This window comes from Staphylococcus schleiferi (assembly GCF_025558325.1).
In the GTDB taxonomy this organism is placed as follows: domain Bacteria; phylum Bacillota; class Bacilli; order Staphylococcales; family Staphylococcaceae; genus Staphylococcus; species Staphylococcus schleiferi.
Genome location: NZ_CP094712.1, coordinates 139,794 through 166,151 on the forward strand (window position 1 = coordinate 139,794; position 26,358 = coordinate 166,151).

Below are 26,358 nucleotides of genomic sequence, written 5' to 3' on the forward strand. Positions count from 1 at the left end.
GCAGTTTTACTTTACTGCAGTTATTTTTAGGTGTATACTTCATGTAGTAGAATAAAACTTCAAGGAGATGAGTGCAATCAAACCGTTAATCCGATATCACAGTGGGACGATTATCAATCGCTTAACCCCCGTTGCAGATGCACTTGGCACGCCGATAATGATTTATGACCAAAACATGATGGACGAGGATTTAGGTAAATATACCCGGCATCCAACTCAGCCCAAAATGATAACTTTGGAAGAAGGGCACAATGCGAAATGTATTGAAGCAGGACAGATCGTTTTCAATATGATTACTGGAGAATGTGTCATTGTAAGTTCTAAGTATTCAGGGGCAATCTTACCGTATAACTATACACATATTGAAGTAGATAGAGATAGAGTTTATCCACGCTATCTTGTGTATTGGTTAAACTACTCACCGAAAGCATTAAAACAAATCAAGCTTTATCAACAAGGTGGAAGCATGATTAAAAAAATTACGCATAAGCAGTTACAAGCATTAGAAATACCGTTGCCTTGTATGCACCAGCAAGAATTAATAGGAAACTTAGCACATAGCAGAGTGAGATTAAAATACTTAAAAGCTAAAAGAGAACATCTGATGGATACTTATTTAAGAGCGATTTTATTTAGGGAGGAACATTAATATGTCAATTACGGAGAAACAACGTCAACAACAAGCGGAATTACAGAAAAAATTATGGAGTATTGCGAACGATTTGCGTGGGAATATGGATGCAAGTGAGTTTAGAAACTATATTTTAGGGTTAATCTTTTATCGCTTTTTGTCTGAAAAAACAGAAGTTCAAGTTGATGTTTTACTTGAGGGAGAAAACATGACTTATGAACAAGCATGGCAAAATGAAGATTATAAAGCAGCATTAGAAGCAGAATTATTAGAACGTATCGGTTATGTGATTGAACCACAAGACTTATTTAGCACTTTAATAAAAAAAATTGAGAATCAAACATTTGAAATAGAGGACTTGCATAAAGCCATCAGTAAAATTGAAACTTCTACAAGAGGCCAAGAGAGTGAAGACGATTTTGATCATCTTTTTGATGACATGGATTTAAATTCTTCGCGTCTAGGGAATACAAATGCTGCACGTACAAAATTAATTTCTAAAGTCATGATGAATTTATCTACTTTACCATTTGTGCATAGTGATATCGAAATTGATATGTTAGGTGACGCATATGAATACTTAATTGGCCAATTTGCAGCAACAGCAGGTAAAAAAGCAGGAGAGTTCTATACGCCTCAACAAGTTTCTAAAATATTAGCTAAAATCGTAACTGCAAATAAACAAGACTTAAAAAATGTTTATGACCCTACATGTGGCTCAGGTTCTTTATTATTGAGAGTGGGACGAGAAGCGAATGTAAGACATTATTATGGTCAAGAATACAACAGCACAACATTCAACCTCGCTCGAATGAACATGTTGCTACATGACGTGAACTACAATCATTTCTCTATTGAAAATGGTGACACATTAGAACATCCAGCAGTATTGGAAGAAAAATTTGAAGCGGTGGTTGCTAACCCACCATACAGCGCAAAATGGAGCGCAGACCCATCATTTTTAGATGATGAGCGTTTTAGTAACTATGGTAAATTAGCACCAAAGTCAAAAGCGGACTTTGCCTTCATTCAACATATGATTTATCACTTAGATGACAATGGTACAATGGCTGTTATCTTACCACACGGTGTGCTTTTCCGTGGCGCTGCAGAAGGTGTAATTAGAAAGTATCTCATTGAAGAAAAAAACTATTTAGACGCTATCATTGGGTTACCAGCAAACCTCTTTTTCGGTACGAGTATCCCTACAGCGATATTAGTTTTTAAAAAATGTCGTGAAAAAGATGAAAATGTCTTATTTATTGATGCATCACAATCATTCGAAAAAGGGAAAAATCAAAACCATCTTTCAGATGAAGATGTGAATAAAATTGTCGAAACGTACTTAAAGCGTGAAGACATCGAGAAATACAGTCACGTTGTTACTTTAGATGAAATTAAAGAGAATGACTATAACCTAAATATTCCAAGATACGTGGATACTTTTGAAGAGGAAGAGCCTGTTGACTTAGAGGCAGTTCAGCAAGAAATCAAAGCAGTGGATGAAGAAATTGCATCATTAGAAAAAGAAATTGCAGGTTACCTCAAAGAATTGGGAGTTGAGATGCATGACTAATGAAACAAAAAATGTGCCTGAACTAAGATTTCCTGAGTTTGATGGTGAATGGGAGAAAAAAGTTCTTGGTGAAATAAGCAATAGAGTTAAACGTAAAAATACCAATTCTGTCTCTAAAATGCCCTTAACTATTTCAGGGGCATTAGGTTTAGTAGATCAGGTTACATACTTTAGTAAGTCAGTATCTGCTAAAAACTTGGATAATTATACGCTGATTAAAAATGGTGAGTTTGCATATAATAAAAGTTATTCGAATGGTTATCCATTGGGTGCAATTAAAAGATTAGAGAGATATGATCAAGGTGCATTATCAACGCTATATATTTGCTTTAAATTTAATGATAATCAAAGTTCAGAATTTATGAAACATTACTTCGAATCAGATAAATGGTATAAAGAAGTTTCTCAAATAGCTGTAGAAGGAGCCAGAAATCATGGTTTACTAAATATTCCAGTAAACGACTTCTTTTCTATAAATTTGTTTACACCAATGTTGCTTGAACAACAAAAGATCGGTGAATTTTTTAGCAAACTCGATCATCAAATCGAGTTAGAGGAGAAAAAATTAGCTTTGTTAGAAGAACAGAAAAAGGGCTATGTGCAAAAGATTTTCTCACAAGAATTAAGATTTAAAGATGAGAATGGAAATAATTATCCAGAGTGGAATGAGCAAAAACTTGAAGAATTAGGAACATTCAATTCTGGAGTTGGATTTCCAGAAAAATATCAAGGCGGAAATTTAGGAATACCATTTTTTAAAGTTTCTGATATGAACCTTCCCACTAATAAAACTCTTATGAATATGGCCAATAATTATGTTACTGATCAACAAATAAATGAAAAGAAGTGGAAAGTTATAAATGATGTGCCAGCTGTAATATTTGCTAAAGTAGGCGCAGCTATAATGTTGAACAGAAAAAGAATGGTGATAGAACCATTTTTAATGGATAACAATACAATGAGTTATTCATTTTCGACTCATTGGGATACAAACTTTGGAAATATATTTTTTCAAACTTTAAATTTACCAAAATATGCTCAAGTAGGTGCTTTACCATCCTATAATTCTAAAGATATAGGCATTATTGCCGTAAATCTTCCTTCATTAAGTGAACAGAAAAAAATAGGTAGCTTTTTTATTAAACTAGATAGTTTTATCGAAAAACAATCAGCTAAAGTTAAAAGATTGAAAGTGAGAAAAAAAGGATTTTTACAGAAGATGTTCGTTTAATTCTGATAAGGGCCTATTATGTTAATTTGTTTTAATTAAACTGAGAATGAACAGCATCTTAAAGTAGGGTTTAATGTAAAAGCTTTATTTTGGAAATAATGAACAGGAATAAAAAAGGGTGCCATTGATGACACCCTTTTTATTATGTGTTCTTTTCCATTGCTTTGATTTTGATGCTGTTTTTAATGATGAGGTACCCAATATAGATCAAGACTAAAAGAGGAAGGAGTCTAAGTAGCGCAAATGGCAACTCAAATAGTATTGCTTTCCACATCAGGTCAAAAGGCATTTCAAACAAACCAGGTGTTAAAAATAAATGGAATATGCCACTTTTTAAGTAGAAAAATATGATAAAGAAAAAAGGAAGCATTATAGACAAGTAAAAGGTCTGTAGTCGTTTGAAATATTGGATTTGTGATGTGGTGTCAGAAAATAAAACATCTTGACCTTCTTTTTCTTTTTGCCAGTATTGATTGTCAGTGCCATATTTATGGCCATAAACATGTTGCCAACCACAGTCTTCGTGTAGCGCAATGTATTCGTCATACTGCTTTTTGTTGAGTGAACGATAATCAATTCTAGTCACATATTTTTTCTCTGTCTTTCTAAAAGTGCAGATGCCCCATGAGCTATGCGCTATTAATTGATAGCCTTTCTCTAGTTGTGCATTAATCCATGCTTCTTCTTTAATAGGATTCATAAAGATTTTAAACTTCCTCATTCTTCTCACTTCCTTTTTTTGTAGATTTCGGCCATTCTTAATAATCTTTTGTTTTCTATTGCTAAAATATGTTCGCCTAATTCAGTAATTTGATAAACTTTTTTTCGCTCTTTGGGCGGGCTGATTAATTCAATGTATTGGTGCTTTTTTAAGTTTTCAAGTGCGCCATACAATGTCCCTGCTGCGATATTGACTTCTTCCTCACTTTTTTCTTTGACAATTTGCATGATTTTATAGCCATGAATGGGTGTTCTGACGGCTAAAAGAATATAATGCATCGTTTCAGATAGAGGCACTAGCGGATAGCGTTTCATGTTGTCACTCCTTTTAACTATATCGTCGAACTGTATAGTTAAATTATATAGTAAAACTTTATAAAGTTCAACTGTATAAATAGTCTTTATTAATAGCAATGGGGGAGGAAGTCATTGAACACTGTCAGTTAGAAGTGAAGTAACGCTAATTTCTGGTTTTGTTAATGATGAATAATACTTGATTGTTTAAAAGGATAGAAATAATATTTTGCTAGCTGTTTGAATAGATAGCATTATATGATTAGACAATTATATTTATAGATTGAATCGCGACAAGTGCCATTAACTCACTTTTTATTATAAGAGTGTTGACGGGTTTCTAAAAATCAACTATCTTATATTATAAGATAGTTAGAATAGGTGATGGACATGTCTGTATCTAATCAAATGATGAAAGGGCTTTTGGATGGCGCGATATTAGGTTTAATCGCGCAAGGAGAAACTTATGGGTATGAAATTCTAGAAAAATTAAAAGATAACCAGTTTCCAGAAATTAGTGATGGGAGTATATACCCTGTATTATTACGATTAAGTCAGAAAGGATATGTGCATACAACAACAAGAAAATCAGATAATGGTGGACCGAAGCGAAAGTATTATACGATTTCGGAAAGTGGAGAAAAAGAGCTTGAACAATTCAAAGTAAAATGGCGTGATTTGAATACAGGTATGAATCATCTTTTTGGGAGGGTGTAAGAAATGTTAAGTAAACAGTCAGAAGATTTTTTAGTTAAACTTAGAGTTGAACTTTTGTTTAGAGGTAAAAAGGAAGAAGATATTGAAGAAATTGAAGCAGAATTAAGAGATCATTTAGAAACTGCAGAAAAACAAGGTGAAGATGTCCATGCAATTATTGATACGCCAATTAAAGCCTATGCTGACCAGTTTTCAAAGCATTTGCCTTTTATCAATCTTTTGACTAAATATGTTACCTTTTATGTCTTATTTCTGTTCGCACTGTTTACAGTACCTGATTTATTCGCACAGTCTTATACTTTAACAGTAAGTACCATTTTAAATGCGATTTTTACTTTTTTAATCACTGTCATACTTGGCCTATATATGATTCGGAAGTTGATATTGACATTTGGTGACAGTAAAAAAACATACATTTTTGGAGCGATGGGAGGCATTCTGATATTTGGTTTAATCGTATTGAGCACATTTTTAGCACATCATTTTCCATTGTATGAGATTGTTACATTGAATCAACAAGAAAGTAATATTGTAGGTATTATCTTGCTTATACTAGTTACGATTATTTGTTTCATATTAAAACAAAAAATTTACGCGTTCATTTTACTCTTAGTTTGTCTACCTAATATGATTGCTTTAGTAACGACACAAAATGGCTCACAAATAGAGTATCTCATTATTTCGTTTTCTTTAATTATTGCCCTCAATTTTGCTTTTATTGTCTATACCTTTTATCAATTTCGTAAAGATTCAAAGAATAAAAATTAAATATTGTTAAAAATAACTAATATCAAAAAAACCGCTCATGTGATGTGAACTTATCACAATTGAGCGGTTTTTAATTTTAATCTAATTGATAGCGATGGACGAATAGTTGTCGCACAAGATCGATTGTCATCATCCAAACGATATGACCGAATAATTCAGAGAGATGCTCTTGGAAAGGTTGATCCCAAGGCGCAGGAACGGTATGCATAATCGGCATAATGATCAAGTGGAATAACACCCAAATCACAATACCAAAGACAGCCCCTTGTCACATTGCCATATACGCATACTTTTTAACTAAGAAACAATAGATAATGGCAATGACAATGGAAAAACTAAAGTGAACGATAAAGCTCACCCAAGGTAATGACATGCCGGAGAATGTATACGTTTGATGTGTGAAATCGTGACTGAATCCTAATTGTTGCAATAATTGTTGAGGCGGATTCGTCGCGTTTCTTTCAGGTGTTCGTGGTGGAAACATGACTTCCCAACCTAATTTTACAATACCAGACAGTAAACCACCGATAATACCTGTATAGATGAACATACCTATGTGTCTTTTATTCAACTGAAAGACCTCCTGTTTATTTATCTATATTTAGTATAGTACTACGTGAAAATGTTCTCAATTCATTTTGAATAAAAATATTTGTCTATTTAATAACAGAATATGTATATTGTGGGACGATTTATACAATAGTAGGATTCATTTTTCATTCACTTGTAAAATACTTCCTAAGTCTCATGATGGCTTGAACTTAAACCTATATTATTAAACAGGACATATGAAAAAGGAGCATTTTATGGAACCTACAAAAAAGAGAATTGAAGTTTTAGATTATTTAAGAGGATTTGCTTTACTTGGTATTATTTTTGCGAACATTGTTTCGATTATACATGTGACAGAACATACAGGAAATGTCGACATTGTGTATATGAAATATTTAAATATTTTGGTTGAAGCGAAATTCTTTTCTATCTTTTCATTATTATTTGGTATCGGCTTTTATATCTTTTTTCACAATGCGAAACAAAAAGACGTCAATCCGTACTTTCTTTATTTAAGAAGAATCCTAATCCTATTGCTATTGGGTTTGATACATCAAATCTTCCAACCCGGAGAAGCATTGTTTTTCTACGCGATTGTGGGTTTACCTCTTTTACTTTTTACATTTGTAAATAAGCGTATCAATCTCGTCCTTGGACTGATTTTATTGGCGTTAGGCGTCCTAAGCGGTAACAAAATCACTTTTATACCGGGACTATTTATACTCGGTTATACAATTGGGCAATATGACCTTCATAAGACGATCTACCATCATGCGAAAGCACTGCGTATTTCATTATTGTTATCAACAATAGGTTTTATCATTTCTATGGTTATTTTACAACTCTATTATGTCGCACCAGCTTATGATCTAGTGGAATCTACAATGTCAAATGAGACTTTTGTTAAGAAGTATGAGACTTTTTCAAATCTCATCGTCTATACTGCACCGTTTATTTCACTATTCTATGTGCTAGTGTTTGTCTACTTATTAAAATTTGAAGGTGCGAAAAAAATATTGCGACCACTCAAATATTACGGTCAAATGGCTTTAACGAATTATTTATTGAATACATTTTTAATTATTATTGTCGGCAAATTTGTTACATTAACCTTTGCACAAACAGGGTTAGTCTGTGTCGCGATTTTAGCTGTACAAATGGCCTTTTCAATGATTTGGCTACGCGCATTTAGATACGGACCGATTGAATACATTTGGAGAATGGGGACTTATTTACAAGTCTTTAAAATCAAAAGAAGTTAATATCGATGTAATTGAACATGAGTATTAAAGAAATGGGTACAGAAGTCGCCGTGATTTTGGTACGATACGCAATGAGTCTGGAATATAAATCTCAAAATAAATAGAGCTAAGATGATGTTTAATTGAAAATCATCTTAGCACTTCTTTTTTATGATAGAACTTCGTAGATTATGACTTCATTTTTCGAGATGACAATTTCAGCCTGTAATCTTTGGCTCGTCTTATTTTTTGATGCTCTAGCTTGGACATATCGGTACTTTAAGAGTAACAATTCAAAATCGAAATAGTTACACTTATGATAAAGACAAAAAGAAAACCGTTAAAAAGCCTCTAAAATTAGAGGTTTTTTTCAATAAATTTTTATTCGTTATTTAAAATATACTTAACAACATCAACATGTAAGTTACTGTTTCTATAACCTTCCAAAACATCGTTAACCTGTCCCTTTGGAATATTAGGAAGATTTCTAATCTCGCATAACTTCGACTCAAATTCACGCTTTGTCACTTTTTTATTTTCTGTTGTTAACATAAATAGATAATTATTCAACTTTTTAATCTCATCAACATTATAACCATAACGTAATAAAACTAAATCTTTAGTTTTCAAATTAGGAGCTAGTTCCTCTTGAAGTACATCTATAGACTGCTTAATCAACAAAAGTCTAGATTCTAACTCTTCGTTATTCATTAAAATCACACTCTCTTATATTAAAGTTTGACCCACTTGAGATACCCCAAATCCAATACTACGTGCAGAAGAATCTTTAATGCCAGTATTCATAAGGGCTTGAGCAACTTGTCCTCCTACATTACCCCAAGTCGCCTCTTCTTGTTTTAAAATATTATTTAAAGTTGGTACTATATATTTATCCCGACGCTTTTCTAATACAGAATCCTAAATATTTTCTAAGCTAATGCTATCTTGATTATTCGTACCCTTTTCTTGGTTTGACAGAGAATTGAAAAAGCAACTTGTTTATAATCGTTTCAAAACCTCAAACCGCTCCTTACTTTTTCCGTTTTTTTGAACTACGAGCTGAAACAATTGTGACTCCTAAAAATCCAATGAATCCATTAAATAAAGCCGGTAAGAAGGTCATATGTCCTATAAAAAGACCGATTAAAAAATTAATACCCCAGTTATTAAAGAAATTATCCATTGTTCTAATTTCATAAATTTAAAAACTCCTATCTACTCAAAACAGGTTAGTAAACAACATTGCTTGATTTCCATTACTTTATTGACATTAAGTCTCTGAACCTTTTAATAAATTTTATCACAATAGTTATGACTTTACAGGTCTATTTTTCGTCATAATAATTGATTTAAGTTTATAAGGATACACACTTCCATACCACAAAAATAAACTGTGCAGTCGCGTTTTTAAACACGACTACACAGTTTTTTAATCCCGTTTATTATTTTCTAGGTTGTCTCTCTCTTTATGTGTAATATTGGAAAATGTTGAAACTTAGTTTGATTTTCTGCTACGGCCTAATAATAATGAACCGAATGCTAAGCTTAATCCACCTGCAAGTGTTGTACCGAATAATGCAGCATCGCTTTCGCCACCAGTTTCAGGTAAAGCTTTCATTTCGCTGTTTGCTTTTGCATCTTTGTTTTCGTTCATCATTGCTGGTTTGTTGATCACAAGTTCTTGACCAGGCATGATGACATTTTTGTCTGCTAAGTGATTGTCTTTAGCAATTTGGTCAGCAGTTGTGTTGTTTGCTTTAGCGATTTCGTTTAAAGTTTCACCAGGTTTAACAACGTGAGTTGAAGCTTTTGGCATTGCTTTGTTACCAGAATTGTTCATACCGTTGTTACCAGATTGTTCTTTAGCTACGCCCATGTCTTTGTTGTCTTTTTTACCAGCTTGGTCAGCTTTGTTACCTTTGTCGGCTTTGTTGTCTTTGTCGTCTTTGTCGCCTTTGTCTTCAGCTTTGTTACCTTGGTCACCTTTGTTGTCTTTGTCGCCTTTGTCTTCAGCTTTGTTACCTTGGTCGCCTTTGTTGTCTTTGTCGCCTTTGTCTTCAGCTTTGTTATCTTGGTCGCCTTTGTTGTCTTTGTCGCCTTTATCTTCGGCTTTATTACCTTGATCGTCTTTGTTGTCGTTTTGTCCAGCTTGGTTATCATTGTTGTTGTTATCAGATGGGTTTGTTGTACCATCATCTTTTTTAGGTGCTTGGCTGTCGTTTAATTTTTTAGCTTCAGCAAGGATTTCTTTACTTACGCTTGGGTCATCTTTAAGGCTTTGGATGAAACCATTACGTTGTTCTTCAGTAAGGTTAGGTAAGTGTAAGATTTCATAGAATGCGTTTTGTTGAGCTTCGCTATAATCAGGAGCAGCTTGGCTGTCGTTTAATTTTTTAGCTTCAGCAAGAATGTCTTTGCTTACACTTGGATCATCTTTAAGGCTTTGGATGAAACCATTACGTTGATCTTCGCTAAGGTTAGGTAAGTGTAAGATTTCATAGAACGCATTTTGTTGTGCTTCTGTGTAATCAGGAGCAGCTTGGCTGTCGTTTAATTTTTTAGCTTCAGCAAGAATATCTTTGCTTACACTTGGATCATCTTTAAGGCTTTGGATGAAACCATTACGTTGATCTTCGCTAAGGTTAGGTAAGTGTAAGATTTCATAGAACGCATTTTGTTGTGCTTCTGTGTAATCAGGAGCAGCTTGGCTGTCGTTTAATTTTTTAGCTTCAGCAAGAATATCTTTGCTTACACTTGGATCATCTTTAAGACTTTGGATAAAACCGTTACGTTGATCTTCGTTTAAGTTAGGTAAGTTTAAAATTTCGTAGAACGCATTTTGTTGATCTTCATTAACATTAGGTGCAGGTTTTGTTGGTGCTTGCGCAACGTTTACGTTTCTAGCTTGGATTAAGATGTCTGCACTTACGCTTGGATCGTCTTTAAGACTTTGGATAAAACCGTTACGTTGTTCTTCAGTAAGGTTAGGTAAGTGTAAGATTTCATAGAATGCATTTTGTTGGTCTGCACTGTGATCAGGTGCAGGTTGTGAACCAGCTTGGCTGTCGTTTAATTTTTTAGCTTCAGCAAGAATGTCTTTACTTACACTTGGATCGTCTTTAAGACTTTGGATGAAACCATTACGTTGGTTTTCATTAAGATTAGGTAAGTCTAAAATTTCAGCGAAAGCATTTTGTTGAGCCTCAGCAGTATTTGTAGCATTCGCATTGTTTTCTTCTGCAAATGTAGGAGAGCTTACTAATAAAGAGCTCGCGATTAAGCAAGATCCGACACCGATAGAAAGTTTACGAATACTAAAAAAGTTTTTATTTTCCATTGATTACAACCCCTTATAAAAATAAAATGTATAATGTAACGCTTACTATAAGACTACAATATAACTATAAAAATGTATAGTGCAAATTTAAAAATATATGACAAATTAACCTAGCAACATCAGATTGGGGTTAATCGATTTTTATAAAAAATCTATATTTATTAGAAATATACTGTTGCATAACACTGTATTTTAAAAGTCTAAAAATTGTACAATATAATGAAGGAACATGTTCAAATTTTTCCCATTAGTTCATGTTATGTAAATTTTTTGTGAATAAAATGAATGCTTATTGCATAAATTTTGAATTTAAAAAAGTGCAAAAAAGAGCACCGAATAGACTTTGGTAGGGGTCTATGCGGTGCTTTAAATCTTTACCAAGACATTTGAAAAAAGATCGTAAATGGTTAGTTTTAAGGTATAAACTATGAATCATACTGCATTTATATGCTTTTTATTCGAATTAGACTGCTATCCATAACCTCACATAACATATACTTTTTGAAAAATAGTAACAAATTTCCTCTTTTTATAAAAAATATGCACTCCTTTAAAAAATTTATGTCCCCTTTTCTAATCACTTCTTCCATCTTTATTTTTCACACGTGATTTTAACTAAGTGAATGATGTCAAAAAGGTTGTGACAAACTCACTATTTCTTTATATTGAGCCCCCGTTATAAAAGCCCTTACAATTTATATAAATTGAATTAAAGAAGGGGTGTATTTATGTCAAAGACTGAAGAAAAGAAAGGAATGGGGCGCAAAGTACAAGCTTTCGGTTCGTTCCTCAGTAGTATGATCATGCCAAACATTGGTGCTTTTATTGCCTGGGGATTTATCGCAGCCATTTTCATCGATCATGGTTGGCTCCCTAATAAAGAGTTAGCACAGCTTGCTGATCCTATGATTAAATATCTCATTCCATTATTAATTGCATTCAGTGGAGGTCGTTTGATTCATGGGATACGCGGAGGAATTATAGCAGCGACTTCTACTATGGGGGTCATTGTTGCATTGCCTCAAACGCCCATGCTGTTAGGTGCCATGATTATGGGACCGTTAGTCGGTTGGCTCATGAAAAAGGTAGATGAATGGATCCAACCACGCACGCCTCAAGGTTTTGAAATGTTATTCAATAACTTTTCTGCTGGTATTTTGGGCTTTATTATGACGATTTTAGGTTTCGAAATTTTAGCACCAATCATGAAATTTGTGATGCACATTTTATCCGTTGCTGTTGAAGGATTAGTGCATGCGCACTTACTTCCAATCGTGAGCATTATTGTAGAGCCTGCGAAAATTGTGTTCTTAAATAACGCAATCAACCACGGTGTTTTCACACCATTAGGCGCCGACCAAGCTGCATCTTTAGGACAATCCATTTTATATACGATTGAGTCTAATCCGGGTCCCGTTTTAGGCGTGCTTGTGGCCTATATGATTTTTGGAAAAGGCACAGCGAAAGCAACGTCTTATGGTGCAGGTATCATTCACTTTTTAGGAGGGATTCATGAGATTTACTTCCCTTACGTTTTAATGAGACCGATGTTGTTTTTATCCGTTATTTTGGGCGGAGTGACAGGTGTGGCAACTTATCAAGCAACAGGCTTTGGTTTTAAAAGTCCAGCTTCTCCAGGGTCATTTATCGTCTATTGTATCAACGCTCCAAGAGGCGAGTTTTTACACATGTTGCTCGGTGTATTTCTAGCTGCGGCAGTTTCATTTATTGTATCTGCATTCATTTTAAAATTTACGAAAGATACGCAACAAGATATTGAAGAAGCTACAGCACAAATGGAAGCAACGAAAGGAAAAAAATCACAAGTTGCTTCGAAATTAACTGGCGCTGAAAGTAAAAAAACTGAAGAAGCTGACAAAAAGGTAGATGAAGCCAACGCTGAAGAGGGATTACTTCATCAATACAATACAGAACAAGTATCGGCCCATGACTATCATGATATCCATCATATTATTTTTGCTTGTGATGCTGGAATGGGATCAAGTGCAATGGGCGCAAGCATGTTGAGAAATAAGTTCAAAAAACAGGGACTTACAGATATTCATGTCACAAATACCGCTATTAACCAGTTGCCCAAAGATGCCCAACTGATCATTACTCAAAAAACATTAACTGACCGAGCAATTAAGCAAGTACCGACAGCCATTCATATTTCAGTGGATAACTTTTTAAACTCACCAAGATATGAGGAGTTACTGAACAATTTGAAGAAAGATGAATAACGACCAAGAGGGGGACACGACAATGTTTTTGAGCTCTCGAGAAAAACGTATCATTGAAATTCTAATTAAATATCGTGAAACCTACATTCGAATTTATGATATTGCACAGCAACTCGGAGTATCCTCTCGTACGATTCATAGAGAATTAAAACACGTTGAATCTTATTTAGAAACATTTGCTATTGTATTAGAACGTGTGTCTAAACAAGGGATTCGTATCGTGGGCCATGAATATGACATGAAACGTCTTTTTAAAGATGTGTCTGAGAACACAGCGATGGATTTATCTCTAGAAGAGCAAAAAGTGATTATCTTATATGCACTTATTCAGACGAAAGAACCGATTAAACAATTCAGTTTAGCAGAAGAAATTGGTGTATCGATTCAAACGTTATCCAAGCTCCTGGATGAATTATCACAGGATATCCATTTATATCAATTATCGATATCACGAAAACGTGGTGAAGGTATCCAATTACTGGGTCCAGAGTCAAAGAAACGTGAATTTCTAAGTCAGTTAATGGTCAACAAACTGAATAGTACGAGTGTTTACTCTGTAATTGAAAATCATTTTGTATATCAATCTTTGCATCAATCTCAACAATCATTAGTTAATTTAGAACAGATTTTTCAAGTAGAACGAATCCTTATGGATGATTTAGGTCGACTTCCGTATTCGTTGACTGAATCCAGTTACTTGTCATTAACCATCCACATCGTTTTAGGGATTAATCGTATGAAAAATGATGAGTACGTCGCAATTAATGATGAGATTTATGACAGCGTGAAGACGACTTTAGAACAAGAAATCGCCCGGGATATAGCGAGTCGATTAGAGGAGATTTATGATGTGAAATTTAATGAAGCAGAAATCACCTTTATTACGATTCATCTACGAGGGGCTAAAAGGAAAGATTTTAGAGCTGACAAGTCAGAGCAGAGTGATTTAAAAACCATCATCCAATTTGTAGATGCTGTTGAACAAATCTCTGGTCAGCATTTTGAAGATAGAGCGAATTTGATTGAAGGTCTTAAACTGCATATTCATCCAGCGATTAATCGCTTAAGTTCCAACATTGAGACGTATAATCCGCTCACCCAAATGATCCAATACAAGTATCCATTATTATTTAAACAAATTAAGCAGGCGCAAACGATCGTATGGCCTGAACTGGTGTTTCCAGATAGCGAAATTGCATTTATTGTTTTGCACTTTGGCGGCTCCATTAAGAGACACAAAAAAGCGCCTTTAAATCTATTGGTGGTGTGTAGCAGTGGTGTAGGGACAAGTCGATTACTAGCAGCACGTCTTAAAAACACATTCAGAGATATTGAACGCATCACTCAAGCGTCGGTAAGTGATTTGAATCATCTCAATTTAGAAAGTTTTGACGGTATTATTTCAACAGTCAACTTGGATATCAAACAGCCTTTTATTACTGTGAATCCATTATTGCCTGAATCTGATATCACGTATGTTTCACACTTTCTAAAGTTAAATGCAACGCATCATTCGAATCATGAGACGCATACAAAAATATTGATGAAAGATAACGAAAATTTAATCAATACGATGCGTGATGCCGTGCATTTGATTGATTCGATGAAAATAGAGCATCGACAAGTCGATAACTGGTCGATGTACATTGCCAACCATTTATTGAATGAACAAGCGATTCCAGATGTGAATCAATTTAGTCAATACTTACAAGAAAAAATAGCTAATCATCCGGGATGGTTATTAGCCCCATATCCTGTCGCAATTCCGCATTTAAGGGATTCTATCATCTTGAAACCGGTCATTTTAGTCACCATTTTAGATACACCGATTAAGATGTCAAACATGCAAGCGGATGATTTCAAAGTGAAGTATATGATTAGCATGTTCATACCGGATAACGAGGAGATGGCGCAGTTAGTCAGTCAATTTATTGAAGAAGTGGGTAAACATCTCGAGGATATTGAGACATTTATGAAAGAACCAGAAAAATTAAGGACGATTTTAAAATCTAAAATTTCAGAAAAGATAAAAAATTTTATGTAGGAGTGTTCATAAAATGAGTGAACTATTTAGTAATGAGAATATTTTTATTAATGTCGCGGTATCGAGTCAATCTGAAGCGATTGAATTGGCAGGACAAGCGCTAGTGAACAGCGGATCAGTGACGCAAGATTATATTCAAGCAATGAAAGAACGTGAAAATGTAGTATCTACATTTATGGGAAATACTTTAGCCATTCCACATGGTACAGATGAAGCAAAAGAAAGTGTCCTACATTCAGGTTTATCTTTACTTCAAATTCCAGACGGTGTCGATTGGGGTGGCGAGGAAGTTAAAGTTGTCGTTGGGATTGCAGGTAAAGATGGTGAACATTTGGATTTATTATCTAAAATTGCGATTACGTTTAGTGAAGAAGCTAATGTTGAACGTATTGTGAATGCCAAATCAGCCGATGAAATTAAAGCGGTTTTTGAGGAGGCAGATGTATAATGAGAGCAGTACATTTTGGTGCAGGAAATATTGGACGTGGTTTTATTGGTAAAATTCTTGCAGATAACGATGTGAAAGTCACGTTTGCAGATGTGAATACAGAAATTATTGACGCTTTAGAGAAAGAACAACAATATCATGTCATCATTGCCGATGAAAATAAAACGACGGAAAAGGTTCAAAATATAGATGCGGTCAATTCTTCAGAGCCATCTGAAAAATTGAAAAAAGCGTTGCTAGATGCGGATATCATTACTACAGCAGTAGGGGTTAATATTCTGCCAATAATCGCAAAAACAATCGCGCCGTACTTAAAAGAGAAGACGAATCACGTTAACATTGTTGCATGTGAAAACGCGATTATGGCTACTGATACACTTAAGGAAGCGATTTTAGCACATACGGGGCCTTTAGGTGAGCATATTCATTTTGCTAATTCAGCAGTCGATCGAATAGTCCCTTTACAAAAGAATGATAATATTTTAGACGTTATGGTAGAACCTTTCTATGAATGGGTGATTGAAAATCAAGCATGGTATGGTGAAAAGTTAAATCATATCAATTATGTAGATGACTTATCTCCATTTATTGAAAGAAAACTAATGACTGTGAATACGGGTCACGCTTATATTGCTTATGCAGGGCAACATGCGCATTTTTATACTATTTTAGATGCCATCAATGATCCGACGATTGAAGCGGAACTTAGAACGGTACTATCTGAAACAAGTTTGTATATTACTGAAAAGTTTTCGCTTAAAGCGTCAGAACAACAAAATTACGTTGAGAAGATTATTCGGCGCTTTAAAAATGCTTATCTTTCTGATGAAGTCACACGCGTAGGCCGTGGTACGATTCGTAAAATTGGACCTGAGGACCGAATTATAAAGCCATTAACCTATTTGCACGACAACCAATTAGCATATAAAGGGCTTGTTCGCGCTGCAGCATTGTTATTGGCTTATGAAGATGATAACGATAAAGAAACATTAGAAAAAAATCAATATATCAAAAACCATGGACCGGAGGCATTTTTAAAAGAATATGCACAGGTGAATGAAGCGATTGCGAAAGAAATCGCGCAACAATATAGGGAGTTAGTTGTCGATTAGAATGAATTCAGTTAAGCAGTCCAATTAACGATGAAGGCCTAGACAGATGCAATCCCATTTTGGAAGATTGTACAAGTCTAGGCTTTTTTGCAATAAACAAGCCCCTATGAAGCGGGTTGCGTAGGTTATTGCAATCCACGTACTGCTTCAAGAGGCACGTTTATCAAAGTCGACATCATTAATATATTCAGTTAGTTGGTATCTCTTTCGTCAAACTATTCCAAGTATGGCTTTGCTAATCATCCAATTCTTTTGATCTTTTAAAAGGAGGTTTTGTGTTTTTAGTTCGTTTACAATGTGTCCTGTCGTTTCTCGGGAAACACTAGCTAAATCGCTGACCATTTGAATTGTTAAAAATTGCTTAATTTCATAAAACTCTTCATGGTCTTCCCCAATTGTATGGCATAAATAAATAAGTACTTTCTTTACACGTGCTTTAGCGCTTTTTGCACTGAGTGCCATGTTATATTCTGTTAATTGTTTTTCATTTTCGCAAAGGTATTTATACATTTGAATAAACACTTTATCGTGATTTCGACATATATATTCAATCAATTCAATCGGCACAGCCATTACGATACTATCGGTGAGTGCAGTACACATTTCATTTGTCGTTTTATCTTGAAACAGGTTGTGAATAGGATATAAATGTTCGCCTTTATTTAATACACGATTGACGTCTCCATTCACGCTATAGTGTTCTCTTAATATATAACCATCGATTAAATAATAGATATGTGTCAGTTCATCAGATGAATAGTAAATCACCTGACCTTTATTGTATTGTCTGACGATAAACTCATTTTTATACGGCTGTAATGCAACCGTTGGGATATTGATAAAGGCAGCAAACTGCTCGAGATAGGTATTCACATTGTTTTTAATGAGTGAGTTATCAATTGTTGAGTGATCATACGGGTTTTGCCCCATAAATTCACCACCTCATAGCTACTTATAAATTTGTGTGCCGACTTCTCCTTTGAAGGCTTCATAGGCTTTATCTAGGTTCGTGATGACCGCACGACGTCCTTCTCCGTTTTCAACAAAATCTATAGCCGCTTCAATTTTAGGTAACATAGAGCCTTCTGCAAATTTACCTTCTTGTGCGTAGCGTTTTAAACTTTCGACATCGATGTCAGTGAGTTTTTCTTGATTAGGTTCATTGAAGTTAATATAAACATTTTCAACACTTGTTAAAATCATGAGGGTATTGGCATCGATGAGTTGCGCTAAACGTTCACTTGCAAAGTCTTTATCAATAACAGCTTCTACACCTTCATAAGTGTCGCCTCTTTTAACAACAGGCACACCGCCACCACCACAAGCGACAATGATATTGTTATTTTCAACTAAAGTACTAATTAATTCATGCTCTAAAATGGATATAGGTAGGGGAGACGGAACGACTTTACGGTATCCTCTACCGGCATCTTCTTTATAGACGGAATTAGGGTATTGTGCTTTTTGTTGTTCAACTTGAGCTTCTGTGTAAAAAGGCCCAATAGGTTTTGTCGGGTTTGACATTCTTGGATCATTTTCGTCAATTTCCACACGTGTTATCACTGTACCCGCTTTCCGATCACTATTAACCTCTGCTAAAACTCGGTTGACTTCTGTTTCTATCCAGAAACCAATCATCCCTTGTGTCATGGCACCACAGACATCTAGTGGCATCGCAGGTGTTTGTGGACTGTCAGCAGTCGCTTGTTGAATTAAAAGACTGCCAATTTGTGGTCCATTGCCATGGGAAATGACAATATCGTAGTCTGTATTAAATAACGGCTTTAGTGTTTGCATTGTTTTACGTATAGCTTGTTTTTGTGTTTCTGCAGATCCATCTGTCGTTTGGATGGCATTACCACCTAAAGCAATGACGATTTTTTTATGCATGAAAATCACTCCTCATTAAAATACGTTGACGGCACCGCTTAATAATCTCAAGATGCCGATAATGGCTAAAATGATAATAATGATAAAGAACAAATAATCGATTCGTTTTAAAGGTTTTTGGTTATTTCTTTGTACAATTGTGTAAACGATAAGGCCAGGGATATATAACAGCATCGTTAATAAAAAGTAATCTAATCCCGCTGCGTATACGAGCCAAACGGTATAAATAGAAGCGATGATACCGATGACCCATTGTTTCGTTGTTGCACGTTGCTTCGTTTGAATCGTATATTTCACTTGATAAAAAGCACTCAACATGTAAGGAATGAGAATGGCACTTGATGCAAGTGAAAAGGCAAATTGATAAGCGCTTTGTGTGAAAAGCATACTGATTAAAAAGATTTGAACTAATATATTAGTAATGAGTAATGAATGGACAGGTGCTTTGTTTTCATTTTCTTTAGCAAACCATTTAGGAAATAGGCCATCTTTCGCAACGATAAAAGGTAATTCGCCCGCTAAAAGTGTCCAACCTAGCCATGCCCCTAATACTGAAATGATGAGGCCAATATTCACTAGAACAGATCCCCAATGACCGACAATGTGTTCTAACACTGCTGCCATAGAAGGGTTGGAAAGTTCAGAAATATGGTTTTGTTGAATAACCCCTTGTGCTAATACGGTCATTAAGAAATAAATAATCAACACAGAAACTAAACCAATAACGGTTGCAGAACCGACATCTTTTTTATGTTTAGCACGTCCAGAGAAGACGACAGCGCCTTCAATCCCAGTAAATACCCATACAGTGACGAGCATTGTACTTTTAACTTGAGAAAGCGTGTCCCCCCAACTGAACATATGTGCTGGGCCACTTGTCATGCCAAAAATACCTGCTTTGAAAGTCTCAAAGTTAAAAGCGACAATCATACAAACAAGTACAAGTAAAATCGGAATTAATTTTGCGATGGTCACAATGCTATTAATCAATGCTGCGGTTTCGACACCTTTTAAAATAAGATAATGCACGCCCCACAATAAGATTGAGGCAATAATAATAGAAGGTAAGGTATTGCCTCCTTTAAACATTGGGAAAAAGTTACCCACTGCGGACATGAGCAACGTCGCATAAGCCACATTGCCTAAAAAGGCAGCAAACCAATAGCCCCAAGCACTTGAAAAGCCAATAAAATCACCAAATCCTGCCTGGGCATAACTGTAAATCCCACCATCTAAGTCGTGGCGCTCATTAGTTAAGTTCTGAAAGACAAAGGCAAGCGAAATCATGCCGACTGCTGTAATTAACCATCCAATAATGATGGCCAATCCGCCAGCTTCTTTACCCATATCTGAAATGATGTTAAATGCACCGCCACCAATCATCGAGCCAATGACTAAACCAATTAAGGAGGTTTTATTTAATTTGTTTTCATCTGTTCCACCCATATGTCATGTCTCCTTTAGATAGATTAAAAAGCCCAGTACAAAACTTATTTTAAAATATAATAATAGTATTTTATTATGATAAGAATCACTGGGCTTTTTATCATATCATATCTATTGAATTAACCTAGCGTTGCAGCCATTACAGCTTTAATGGTATGCATGCGGTTTTCAGCTTGATCAAACACTTTCGCATGTTTGCTTCTAAAGATTTCATCTGTCACTTCCATTTCAGACAAACCATATTCATCTTTAATTTTTTGACCATATTCTGTATTTGTGTCGTGGAAAGCAGGTAAACAGTGTAAGAAAATTGTGCTGTCTTTACCTGTTTTGTCAAATAAAGCTTTGTTCACTTGATAATCTTTTAGTAATTTAATACGAGATTCAAATTCACTTTCTTCACCCATTGAAACCCAGACGTCAGTATAAATAACGTCAGCACCTTTTACGCCTTCATCAATATTATCGGTAATTGTGACTGAACCGCCATCTTGTTTTGCACGACGTTCAGCAATATCAATATAATCTTGAGAAGGGAATAAAGATTTAGGAGAGCAGATGGTAACATCGACACCTAACATTGGCCCTGCGACAAGTAGTGAATTTGCGACATTATTGCGTCCATCGCCGACGTATGTGAGTTTTATACCGTCTAAATGTCCAAAGTTTTCTTTGATTGTCATATAGTCTGCTAACATTTGTGTTGGGTGCCAAGCATCAGTGAGTCCGTTCCATACAGGGACACCTGAAAATTCTGCTAATGCTTCCACTGTATCTTGAGAAAAGCCGCGGAACTCAATACCGTCAAACATACGGCCCAATACTTTTGCTGTATCTTCGACAGATTCTTTTTTACCTAATTGAATGTCGTTTTTACCTAAAAATTCTGGATGTGCACCTAAATCGATTGAAGCAACAGTAAATGCAGCACGTGTCCGTGTTGATGTTTTTTCAAATAATAAAGCAATATTTTTACCTTCTAAATAGCGGTGTGGGATGCCTTGTTGTTTATAAGATTTTAAAGTCATCGCAAAATCAATTAAGTCTGAAAATTCTTTTTTAGTAAAATCGTCTTCTTTAAGTAAATGTCTACCTTTTAAATCTAATGGTTTTTGAATATCTGTCATTTTAAAAATCCTTTCTTAATTTGATAATGAATGCTTAAATGTCTTCTCTAAATAAAGGTTGGCTCATACATCTAGGGCCGCCACGACCACGTACAAGTTCACTACCTGTGATTTCAATGACTTTGACCCCTTTATCTCTTAACAATTGGTTTGAAACGTAGTTACGATCATAAGTGACCACTACGCCAGGACGAATTGTCAACGTATTTGAACCGTCATTCCACTGTTCGCGTGCGCCGTCGATTACGTCACCGTTACCCGTAGGAATAAATTCAATGTTATCGACATGTAAAGCGTCTTCTAATGTTGCTTTAAGTTGGCTTGAATGAGAGATTTTAATATCATGTGTCGCTTCATCTTTTTCGATTGTAAAGATATTCATATGATTTTCTTCTTTGAAAATCGCCGCATGCATTGTAAATTTGTCGTAGTCTATCATTGTAAAGACAGTATCTAAATGCATGAAACTACGGCTGTTTGGTATTTCAATTGCCAATACTTTTGTAAAAGTCGATTGATCATCGAATAAAATTTGGCGTGCCAAACGTTCGATAGCTTGTGCCGAAGTCCGTTCTGAAATACCGATCGCTAACACTTCTTTTGAAAGGATTAATTCGTCGCCACCTTCGATATTGAATGGTGAATTTCGATCCAACCAAACAGGAACGTCCGCATCTTTGAAACGTGGATGATGTTTAAGAATATAGGTCATAAAAATAGATTCTCTACGACGTGCTCTCCAATACATTCGATTGATTGTCATACCGCGTCCAATAGAAGCTTGAGGGTCTCTTGTGAAATAAAGGTTTGGCATAGGGTCTAAATAGAATGGGTATCTATCATCCATGTATTCAACAAGGTGATTGGTTTCGAGTTGAATTTCTTCTTTACGCACACCCGCCATAATTTTATCTACAAGGTCTTGGTCGCTTAATGTTTCAAAGAGTGTTTTAATTTCTTTTTCATGGCCGAGAACTGTTTTTTGAGATTCAGCCAAAATATCATCAATAAACTGTTCGCGTACGGCTTTATCCGCAATGGCTTCGGCGGCTAATTTTTCGAGGTAAACAACTTCAACCCCTTCATCTCTTAAAACTTGCGCAAATTTATCGTGCTCTTCTTGCGCGACTTTCAAATAAGGAATATCGTCAAATAATAAGCCGCTGAGATGATCAGGTACAAGATTTTCTAATTCTTTGCCTGGTCGTTTGAGTAAAACGGTTTTTAATCTGCCAATTTCACTATTCACTTGGATTGGTCCTTTTTCCATTGTTATTCCTCCTTTGCTTGATTACATCCAAAGTATAAAACGCTTTCAGTTATCCAGTTGTGAATGTTTTCTCAATATAAATGTCTAAAACCTCATACAAATGATTTATTCAATACACAATAATGATAACTTATGCATACTTTACCCTTTTAACATGCGTATTTATGAATAATAAGTTAATATTAAATTAAGAGATATGTATAATATTATTCTTTATTCAAAAATGTGTATGTATAATCATCAATCTTTTGAAAAGAGATGTTTATTGATTTTTTGTAAGAAGATGAAGCCACTTAAATGTTTGACAGCGAGTGAGGGTTCATGTGAGATGTCAGAAACTTCACATTTACTAATGAGATGTTTTGTTATGGTAGAGATACACAGTTATTTGTCAGCGGGATTATGAGGCAAAGGAGTTTAAATGCATGAAAAAAAGAAAAAGATTAGACTTAGTATCTATGATTGTAAAAGAGCATAACATTCATTCAAAAGCAGAAATTGTGGATTATATAGAACAACATTTTGGGATAAGGTATAGTGTAGCGACAATTAGTAGAGATTTAAATGAATTGAAGATTTATAAAATGCCATCCGCGCATCAAGAGCGATGTTATCAAAAGTATAATGAAAATGCGCAAAAAGATGCCAAAGCGAAATTGATTAACTTTTATAAAGATGAGATTGCCTCTGTCGTGATTAAAGACACGTACTTAATTATTAAAACAGCACCGGGTTTTGCGCAGAGCATTAATTACTATATTGATCAAATGGAGTTAAATGAGGTGCTTGGAACAGTTGGGGGTAATGATACGATTTTAGTTCTTACGGCGTCAGCTGAGCTTTCAAAATTTGTCCATTATAAGCTTTTTAATCAAACTTACCAAGATGCGAATTTAACGCATTAATCCGTCGATATGACGAGAAACGAATCGCGCCACGGCAGTCACGTGCCCCATGATTATTCAATGAAATGGGGCACACATAGCGATGTAGAGGCTGTTTGGATTTTTTAATTCAGACGTTTCATGTGCGTTGCTCTCATGCCACATATCAAGTTGACGATATCATTTTTAACAGTCGTGAGTGTCTGTTCAGCATGCGCGTCTCTAGACCAATTGAAGACGACACTTAAAACGCCGCCGGTGAGAAAATGATTGTAAATCGTTGGGCTCACATCGAAACGCCCACCTGTTCGTATGTCGTATTGAGTCTGCTTGTTAATGGCTTGATAAATTTGTTCATAAATAATACGTGACGTCTCATCATACAAATGATGCGTCACTACACTGTTGACGATCGCTTTATTATCATTAATAAAGGTTAATAAGTCATGGATATAACGCTCAAGGAAAGGCTTCGGGTCTTCAAAACGAATATCGGATAAATGAATTTGTCTAAAACGATTCAAGACGTTTTCAATCGCATGATTCAATAGATGATACTTATCCTTGTAATGTCGATAAAATGTTGAACGACGGATAAGTGCGTAGTCACACAAGTCTTGTATTGTAATGTGTTCAAATTCTTTTACTTTTAACAGTTCCGTAAATGCATTCATAAGTGCGTTTTGCGTTTTAATTACGCGTAAATCCTGTTTATTCATCTTTTAACACCTCAGATATCGAACAATTTCTTGATTTTGTCATTTAAGTTACAAATAGTGAATATTGGCGCCTAATTGGATGTGGTCTGTTGATATAATAATATTGAAGGAAATTTTAAAATGAAGGAAGTCATTTATTTTCCTGTTTGTCTTTTATTATACTGATTTTTAATCCAAAAAAGGAAGTGTTTACTATGTATTATAGTAAAGGTAATTATGAAGCATTTGCACGCCCAAGAAAACCTGAAAATGTAGAAAACAAATCTGCATATTTAGTTGGATCTGGCTTAGCCGCTCTAGCAGCAGCTTGTTTTCTCATTAGAGATGGACAGATGAAAGGCTCACAAGTTCATATTTTAGAAGAGTTACCTAAGCCTGGCGGCAGTCTTGATGGTGACGAACTTCCTAATAAAGGCTACGTCGTACGCGGTGGTAGAGAGATGGAAAATCACTTCGAGTGTTTGTGGGATTTATTCCGTTCAGTTCCTTCCTTAGAAGTTGAAAATGCTTCAGTTTTAGATGAATTTTATTGGTTGAATAAAGAAGATCCAAACTATTCACGCTGCCGCATGATTGAAAATAGAGGACACCGTGTTGATACAGACGGCGATTTTACACTCACACAAAAAGCAATTAAAGAAATTGTCGATTTATGCTTAATGAATGAAGAAGATTTAAATGATATCAAAATTACAGATGTTTTTTCTGAAGATTTCTTAAAATCTAATTTCTGGGTTTATTGGAAAACAATGTTCGCATTTGAACCTTGGCATTCTGCTATGGAAATGCGTCGCTATTTAATGCGCTTTGTTCATCACATTGGCGGACTTGCAGACTTTAGCGCGCTTAAATTTACAAAATACAATCAATACGAATCACTCGTATTACCAATGGTTGAATATTTGAAATCACATGATGTTCAATTTGAATATAATATCAAAGTAGAAGATATTAAAGTAGACGTTACGACTTCTCAAAAATTAGCACGAGAAATTCTTATTAAACGAGATGGCAAAGATGATGTCATTCCATTAACGCCTAATGACTTAGTGTTTGTAACGAACGGTAGTATTACAGAAAGCTCAACTTATGGTGATAATGACACACCTGCACCTATTACAGATGATATTGGTGGTAGCTGGTTATTATGGAATAACTTGGCAAAACAAAGTCCAGAATTTGGTAATCCAGAAAAATTCTATAAAGATTTACCAAAAAGAAGTTGGTTCATTTCTGCGACTGCGACAACAAACAATAAAAAAATCATCGGTGCCATTGAAAGACTCTGTAAACGTGACCCGCTTTCTCATAAAACAGTAACGGGTGGGATTATTACGGTTAATGACTCATCATGGCAAATGAGCTTTACGGTCAACCGTCAACAACAATTTAAAAGCCAACCTGATGATCAAGTAAGTACTTGGATTTATGCTTTATACTCTGATGTTGATGGCGATTATATTAAAAAACCAATTACAGAATGTAGTGGTAGTGAAATTTGTCAAGAATGGCTCTACCACATGGGTGTTCCTACTGAAGAAATTGAATACTTGGCAACTGAAGAAGCCAATACCATACCTGCGTATCTGCCTTATATTACATCTTACTTTATGCCAAGAGCAGTAGGTGACAGACCATTAGTTGTGCCACATCAATCACGTAACCTTGCTTTTATCGGTAACTTTGCAGAAACTGAAAGAGATACTGTGTTTACAACAGAATATTCAGTTAGAACTGCAATGGAAGCTGTATACCAATTATTAGATATTGATAGAGGGGTACCAGAAGTTATTGCTTCTGAATTTGATTTACGTGTGTTAATGGATGCAGCATACGAATTAAATGATCGTAAAAGCCTACAAGAAATCACAGAAAATAGTAAAATTCAAAAAGTTGCTTTGAGTGGTTTCTTAAGAAAAATTAAAGGCACTTATGTTGAAACATTGCTTAAAGATCATCACTTACTATAAAAGTGTGGCAGTGATTTCAAAAGTAAATCATATTTAAGAATACAAGAGCTTATTCATTGATTACATCATGAGTAAGCTCTTTTTATGCTTTTAAAAGTATTTGATTAGAAAAGGGATGGATGATAAGCACAAGTCTTA

Annotated in this window: 22 protein-coding genes and 1 pseudogene; 12 read left to right on the top strand and 11 right to left on the bottom strand. The window is 35.1% G+C overall.

The features are described 5' to 3' along the window. Nucleotides 1-67: 67 nt before the first annotated feature. From MUA40_RS00575 to MUA40_RS00585, 3 genes are read left to right on the top strand one after another with little or no spacing between them, the layout of a single operon-like run. Nucleotides 68-649 carry a restriction endonuclease subunit S gene (locus tag MUA40_RS00575; protein WP_016425843.1) on the top strand — a complete coding sequence of 194 codons (582 nt, stop codon included), beginning with the start codon at nucleotides 68-70 and terminating at the stop codon, nucleotides 647-649. Nucleotide 650: 1 nt separating this feature from the next. Continuing rightward, the gene (locus MUA40_RS00580; protein ID WP_016425844.1) at nucleotides 651-2,207 is read left to right on the top strand and encodes a type I restriction-modification system subunit M; all 1,557 of its coding nucleotides are present in this window, start codon (nucleotides 651-653) and stop codon (nucleotides 2,205-2,207) included. Beyond that, entirely contained in the window at nucleotides 2,200-3,438 is a 1,239-nt protein-coding gene (locus tag MUA40_RS00585) for a restriction endonuclease subunit S (RefSeq protein WP_016425845.1), read from the top strand. The genes MUA40_RS00580 and MUA40_RS00585 overlap by 8 nt, the downstream gene beginning before the upstream one ends. A gap of 142 nt (nucleotides 3,439-3,580) precedes the next feature. On the opposite strand, the gene MUA40_RS00590 is transcribed toward MUA40_RS00585, so the two are convergent. Next, nucleotides 3,581-4,138: a DUF2812 domain-containing protein gene (locus MUA40_RS00590; RefSeq protein WP_167732638.1), complete on the bottom strand. Its 558-nt coding sequence runs from the start codon at nucleotides 4,136-4,138 to the stop codon at nucleotides 3,581-3,583. 26 nt (nucleotides 4,139-4,164) lie between these two features. Further along, entirely contained in the window at nucleotides 4,165-4,473 is a 309-nt protein-coding gene (locus tag MUA40_RS00595; protein ID WP_262569692.1) for a PadR family transcriptional regulator, read from the bottom strand. 369 nt (nucleotides 4,474-4,842) lie between these two features. On the opposite strand from MUA40_RS00595, the gene MUA40_RS00600 reads away from it, so the two are divergent. Both MUA40_RS00600 and MUA40_RS00605 read left to right on the top strand, forming a co-directional pair. Then, nucleotides 4,843-5,169 carry a PadR family transcriptional regulator gene (locus MUA40_RS00600; RefSeq protein ID WP_016425848.1) on the top strand — a complete coding sequence of 109 codons (327 nt, stop codon included), beginning with the start codon at nucleotides 4,843-4,845 and terminating at the stop codon, nucleotides 5,167-5,169. Between the two features lie 3 nt (nucleotides 5,170-5,172). Then, nucleotides 5,173-5,937 (top strand): hypothetical protein, encoded by a 765-nt coding sequence (locus MUA40_RS00605; protein ID WP_126496389.1) that lies wholly within the window; start codon nucleotides 5,173-5,175, stop codon nucleotides 5,935-5,937. Between the two features lie 76 nt (nucleotides 5,938-6,013). Here the strand turns inward: MUA40_RS00605 and MUA40_RS00610 are convergent. Further along, nucleotides 6,014-6,493 (bottom strand): annotated as a pseudogene (locus MUA40_RS00610) (YagU family protein). A gap of 250 nt (nucleotides 6,494-6,743) precedes the next feature. On the opposite strand from MUA40_RS00610, the gene MUA40_RS00615 reads away from it, so the two are divergent. Next, on the top strand, nucleotides 6,744-7,751 hold the full coding sequence (locus MUA40_RS00615; protein WP_016425851.1) for a DUF418 domain-containing protein: 1,008 nt from the start codon (nucleotides 6,744-6,746) through the stop codon (nucleotides 7,749-7,751). A 360-nt stretch (nucleotides 7,752-8,111) separates the two neighbouring features. Here the strand turns inward: MUA40_RS00615 and MUA40_RS00620 are convergent, their stop codons facing one another. Together MUA40_RS00620 and MUA40_RS00625 are read right to left on the bottom strand one after the other, a co-directional pair. Further along, on the bottom strand, nucleotides 8,112-8,441 hold the full coding sequence (locus MUA40_RS00620) for a hypothetical protein (RefSeq protein ID WP_016425852.1): 330 nt from the start codon (nucleotides 8,439-8,441) through the stop codon (nucleotides 8,112-8,114). A gap of 784 nt (nucleotides 8,442-9,225) precedes the next feature. Further along, nucleotides 9,226-11,067, bottom strand: coding sequence for a B domain-containing protein (locus tag MUA40_RS00625; RefSeq protein WP_262569694.1), 1,842 nt, complete (start codon nucleotides 11,065-11,067; stop codon nucleotides 9,226-9,228). Nucleotides 11,068-11,795: 728 nt separating this feature from the next. Here MUA40_RS00625 and MUA40_RS00630 point away from each other — a divergent pair. From MUA40_RS00630 to MUA40_RS00645, 4 genes are read left to right on the top strand one after another with little or no spacing between them, the layout of a single operon-like run. Beyond that, entirely contained in the window at nucleotides 11,796-13,310 is a 1,515-nt protein-coding gene (locus MUA40_RS00630) for a PTS mannitol transporter subunit IIBC (RefSeq protein WP_126496524.1), read from the top strand. 22 nt (nucleotides 13,311-13,332) lie between these two features. After that, complete coding sequence (locus MUA40_RS00635) at nucleotides 13,333-15,354, top strand: BglG family transcription antiterminator (protein ID WP_016425857.1); 2,022 nt, start codon at nucleotides 13,333-13,335, stop codon at nucleotides 15,352-15,354. A 13-nt stretch (nucleotides 15,355-15,367) separates the two neighbouring features. Further along, nucleotides 15,368-15,802: a PTS mannitol transporter subunit IIA gene (locus MUA40_RS00640; protein WP_016425858.1), complete on the top strand. Its 435-nt coding sequence runs from the start codon at nucleotides 15,368-15,370 to the stop codon at nucleotides 15,800-15,802. Beyond that, nucleotides 15,802-16,914, top strand: a complete 1,113-nt coding sequence (locus tag MUA40_RS00645) for a mannitol-1-phosphate 5-dehydrogenase (protein WP_016425859.1) — start codon at nucleotides 15,802-15,804, stop codon at nucleotides 16,912-16,914. The genes MUA40_RS00640 and MUA40_RS00645 overlap by 1 nt, the downstream gene beginning before the upstream one ends. A 210-nt stretch (nucleotides 16,915-17,124) precedes the next feature. On the opposite strand, the gene MUA40_RS00650 is transcribed toward MUA40_RS00645, so the two are convergent. From MUA40_RS00650 to arcA, 5 genes are all read right to left on the bottom strand, one after another. Continuing rightward, nucleotides 17,125-17,844, bottom strand: coding sequence for a Crp/Fnr family transcriptional regulator (locus MUA40_RS00650; RefSeq protein ID WP_126496523.1), 720 nt, complete (start codon nucleotides 17,842-17,844; stop codon nucleotides 17,125-17,127). A gap of 18 nt (nucleotides 17,845-17,862) precedes the next feature. After that, nucleotides 17,863-18,804 (bottom strand): carbamate kinase, encoded by a 942-nt coding sequence (gene arcC / locus MUA40_RS00655; RefSeq protein WP_016425861.1) that lies wholly within the window; start codon nucleotides 18,802-18,804, stop codon nucleotides 17,863-17,865. A gap of 15 nt (nucleotides 18,805-18,819) precedes the next feature. Beyond that, entirely contained in the window at nucleotides 18,820-20,250 is a 1,431-nt protein-coding gene (gene arcD, locus MUA40_RS00660) for an arginine-ornithine antiporter (RefSeq protein WP_016425862.1), read from the bottom strand. A gap of 119 nt (nucleotides 20,251-20,369) precedes the next feature. Beyond that, nucleotides 20,370-21,377, bottom strand: a complete 1,008-nt coding sequence (argF, locus tag MUA40_RS00665) for an ornithine carbamoyltransferase (RefSeq protein ID WP_167732634.1) — start codon at nucleotides 21,375-21,377, stop codon at nucleotides 20,370-20,372. A gap of 34 nt (nucleotides 21,378-21,411) precedes the next feature. After that, nucleotides 21,412-22,647 (bottom strand): arginine deiminase, encoded by a 1,236-nt coding sequence (gene arcA / locus MUA40_RS00670; RefSeq protein ID WP_016425864.1) that lies wholly within the window; start codon nucleotides 22,645-22,647, stop codon nucleotides 21,412-21,414. A 425-nt stretch (nucleotides 22,648-23,072) separates the two neighbouring features. On the opposite strand from arcA, the gene MUA40_RS00675 reads away from it, so the two are divergent. Further along, the gene (locus tag MUA40_RS00675; protein WP_262569698.1) at nucleotides 23,073-23,552 is read left to right on the top strand and encodes an arginine repressor; all 480 of its coding nucleotides are present in this window, start codon (nucleotides 23,073-23,075) and stop codon (nucleotides 23,550-23,552) included. Between the two features lie 104 nt (nucleotides 23,553-23,656). Here the strand turns inward: MUA40_RS00675 and MUA40_RS00680 are convergent, their stop codons facing one another. Next, complete coding sequence (locus tag MUA40_RS00680) at nucleotides 23,657-24,250, bottom strand: TetR/AcrR family transcriptional regulator (protein WP_262569699.1); 594 nt, start codon at nucleotides 24,248-24,250, stop codon at nucleotides 23,657-23,659. Between the two features lie 194 nt (nucleotides 24,251-24,444). Here MUA40_RS00680 and MUA40_RS00685 point away from each other — a divergent pair, with 194 nt between their 5' ends. Next, entirely contained in the window at nucleotides 24,445-26,220 is a 1,776-nt protein-coding gene (locus tag MUA40_RS00685) for an oleate hydratase (RefSeq protein ID WP_016425867.1), read from the top strand. The last annotated feature ends 138 nt before the right edge of the window (nucleotides 26,221-26,358 follow it).

What these genes read in the sequence shown, in the direction of transcription:
- MUA40_RS00575 (WP_016425843.1), top strand. Translation starts at nt 68, where the DNA reads ATGAGTGCAATCAAACCGTTAATCCGATATCACAGTGGGACGATTATC.
- MUA40_RS00580 (WP_016425844.1), top strand. Translation starts at nt 651, where the DNA reads ATGTCAATTACGGAGAAACAACGTCAACAACAAGCGGAATTACAGAAA.
- MUA40_RS00585 (WP_016425845.1), top strand. Translation starts at nt 2,200, where the DNA reads ATGACTAATGAAACAAAAAATGTGCCTGAACTAAGATTTCCTGAGTTT.
- MUA40_RS00590 (WP_167732638.1), bottom strand. Translation starts at nt 4,138, where the DNA reads ATGAATCCTATTAAAGAAGAAGCATGGATTAATGCACAACTAGAGAAA.
- MUA40_RS00595 (WP_262569692.1), bottom strand. Translation starts at nt 4,473, where the DNA reads ATGAAACGCTATCCGCTAGTGCCTCTATCTGAAACGATGCATTATATT.
- MUA40_RS00600 (WP_016425848.1), top strand. Translation starts at nt 4,843, where the DNA reads ATGTCTGTATCTAATCAAATGATGAAAGGGCTTTTGGATGGCGCGATA.
- MUA40_RS00605 (WP_126496389.1), top strand. Translation starts at nt 5,173, where the DNA reads ATGTTAAGTAAACAGTCAGAAGATTTTTTAGTTAAACTTAGAGTTGAA.
- MUA40_RS00615 (WP_016425851.1), top strand. Translation starts at nt 6,744, where the DNA reads ATGGAACCTACAAAAAAGAGAATTGAAGTTTTAGATTATTTAAGAGGA.
- MUA40_RS00620 (WP_016425852.1), bottom strand. Translation starts at nt 8,441, where the DNA reads ATGAATAACGAAGAGTTAGAATCTAGACTTTTGTTGATTAAGCAGTCT.
- MUA40_RS00625 (WP_262569694.1), bottom strand. Translation starts at nt 11,067, where the DNA reads ATGGAAAATAAAAACTTTTTTAGTATTCGTAAACTTTCTATCGGTGTC.
- MUA40_RS00630 (WP_126496524.1), top strand. Translation starts at nt 11,796, where the DNA reads ATGTCAAAGACTGAAGAAAAGAAAGGAATGGGGCGCAAAGTACAAGCT.
- MUA40_RS00635 (WP_016425857.1), top strand. Translation starts at nt 13,333, where the DNA reads ATGTTTTTGAGCTCTCGAGAAAAACGTATCATTGAAATTCTAATTAAA.
- MUA40_RS00640 (WP_016425858.1), top strand. Translation starts at nt 15,368, where the DNA reads ATGAGTGAACTATTTAGTAATGAGAATATTTTTATTAATGTCGCGGTA.
- MUA40_RS00645 (WP_016425859.1), top strand. Translation starts at nt 15,802, where the DNA reads ATGAGAGCAGTACATTTTGGTGCAGGAAATATTGGACGTGGTTTTATT.
- MUA40_RS00650 (WP_126496523.1), bottom strand. Translation starts at nt 17,844, where the DNA reads ATGGGGCAAAACCCGTATGATCACTCAACAATTGATAACTCACTCATT.
- arcC (WP_016425861.1), bottom strand. Translation starts at nt 18,804, where the DNA reads ATGCATAAAAAAATCGTCATTGCTTTAGGTGGTAATGCCATCCAAACG.
- arcD (WP_016425862.1), bottom strand. Translation starts at nt 20,250, where the DNA reads ATGGGTGGAACAGATGAAAACAAATTAAATAAAACCTCCTTAATTGGT.
- argF (WP_167732634.1), bottom strand. Translation starts at nt 21,377, where the DNA reads ATGACAGATATTCAAAAACCATTAGATTTAAAAGGTAGACATTTACTT.
- arcA (WP_016425864.1), bottom strand. Translation starts at nt 22,647, where the DNA reads ATGGAAAAAGGACCAATCCAAGTGAATAGTGAAATTGGCAGATTAAAA.
- MUA40_RS00675 (WP_262569698.1), top strand. Translation starts at nt 23,073, where the DNA reads ATGAAAAAAAGAAAAAGATTAGACTTAGTATCTATGATTGTAAAAGAG.
- MUA40_RS00680 (WP_262569699.1), bottom strand. Translation starts at nt 24,250, where the DNA reads ATGAATAAACAGGATTTACGCGTAATTAAAACGCAAAACGCACTTATG.
- MUA40_RS00685 (WP_016425867.1), top strand. Translation starts at nt 24,445, where the DNA reads ATGTATTATAGTAAAGGTAATTATGAAGCATTTGCACGCCCAAGAAAA.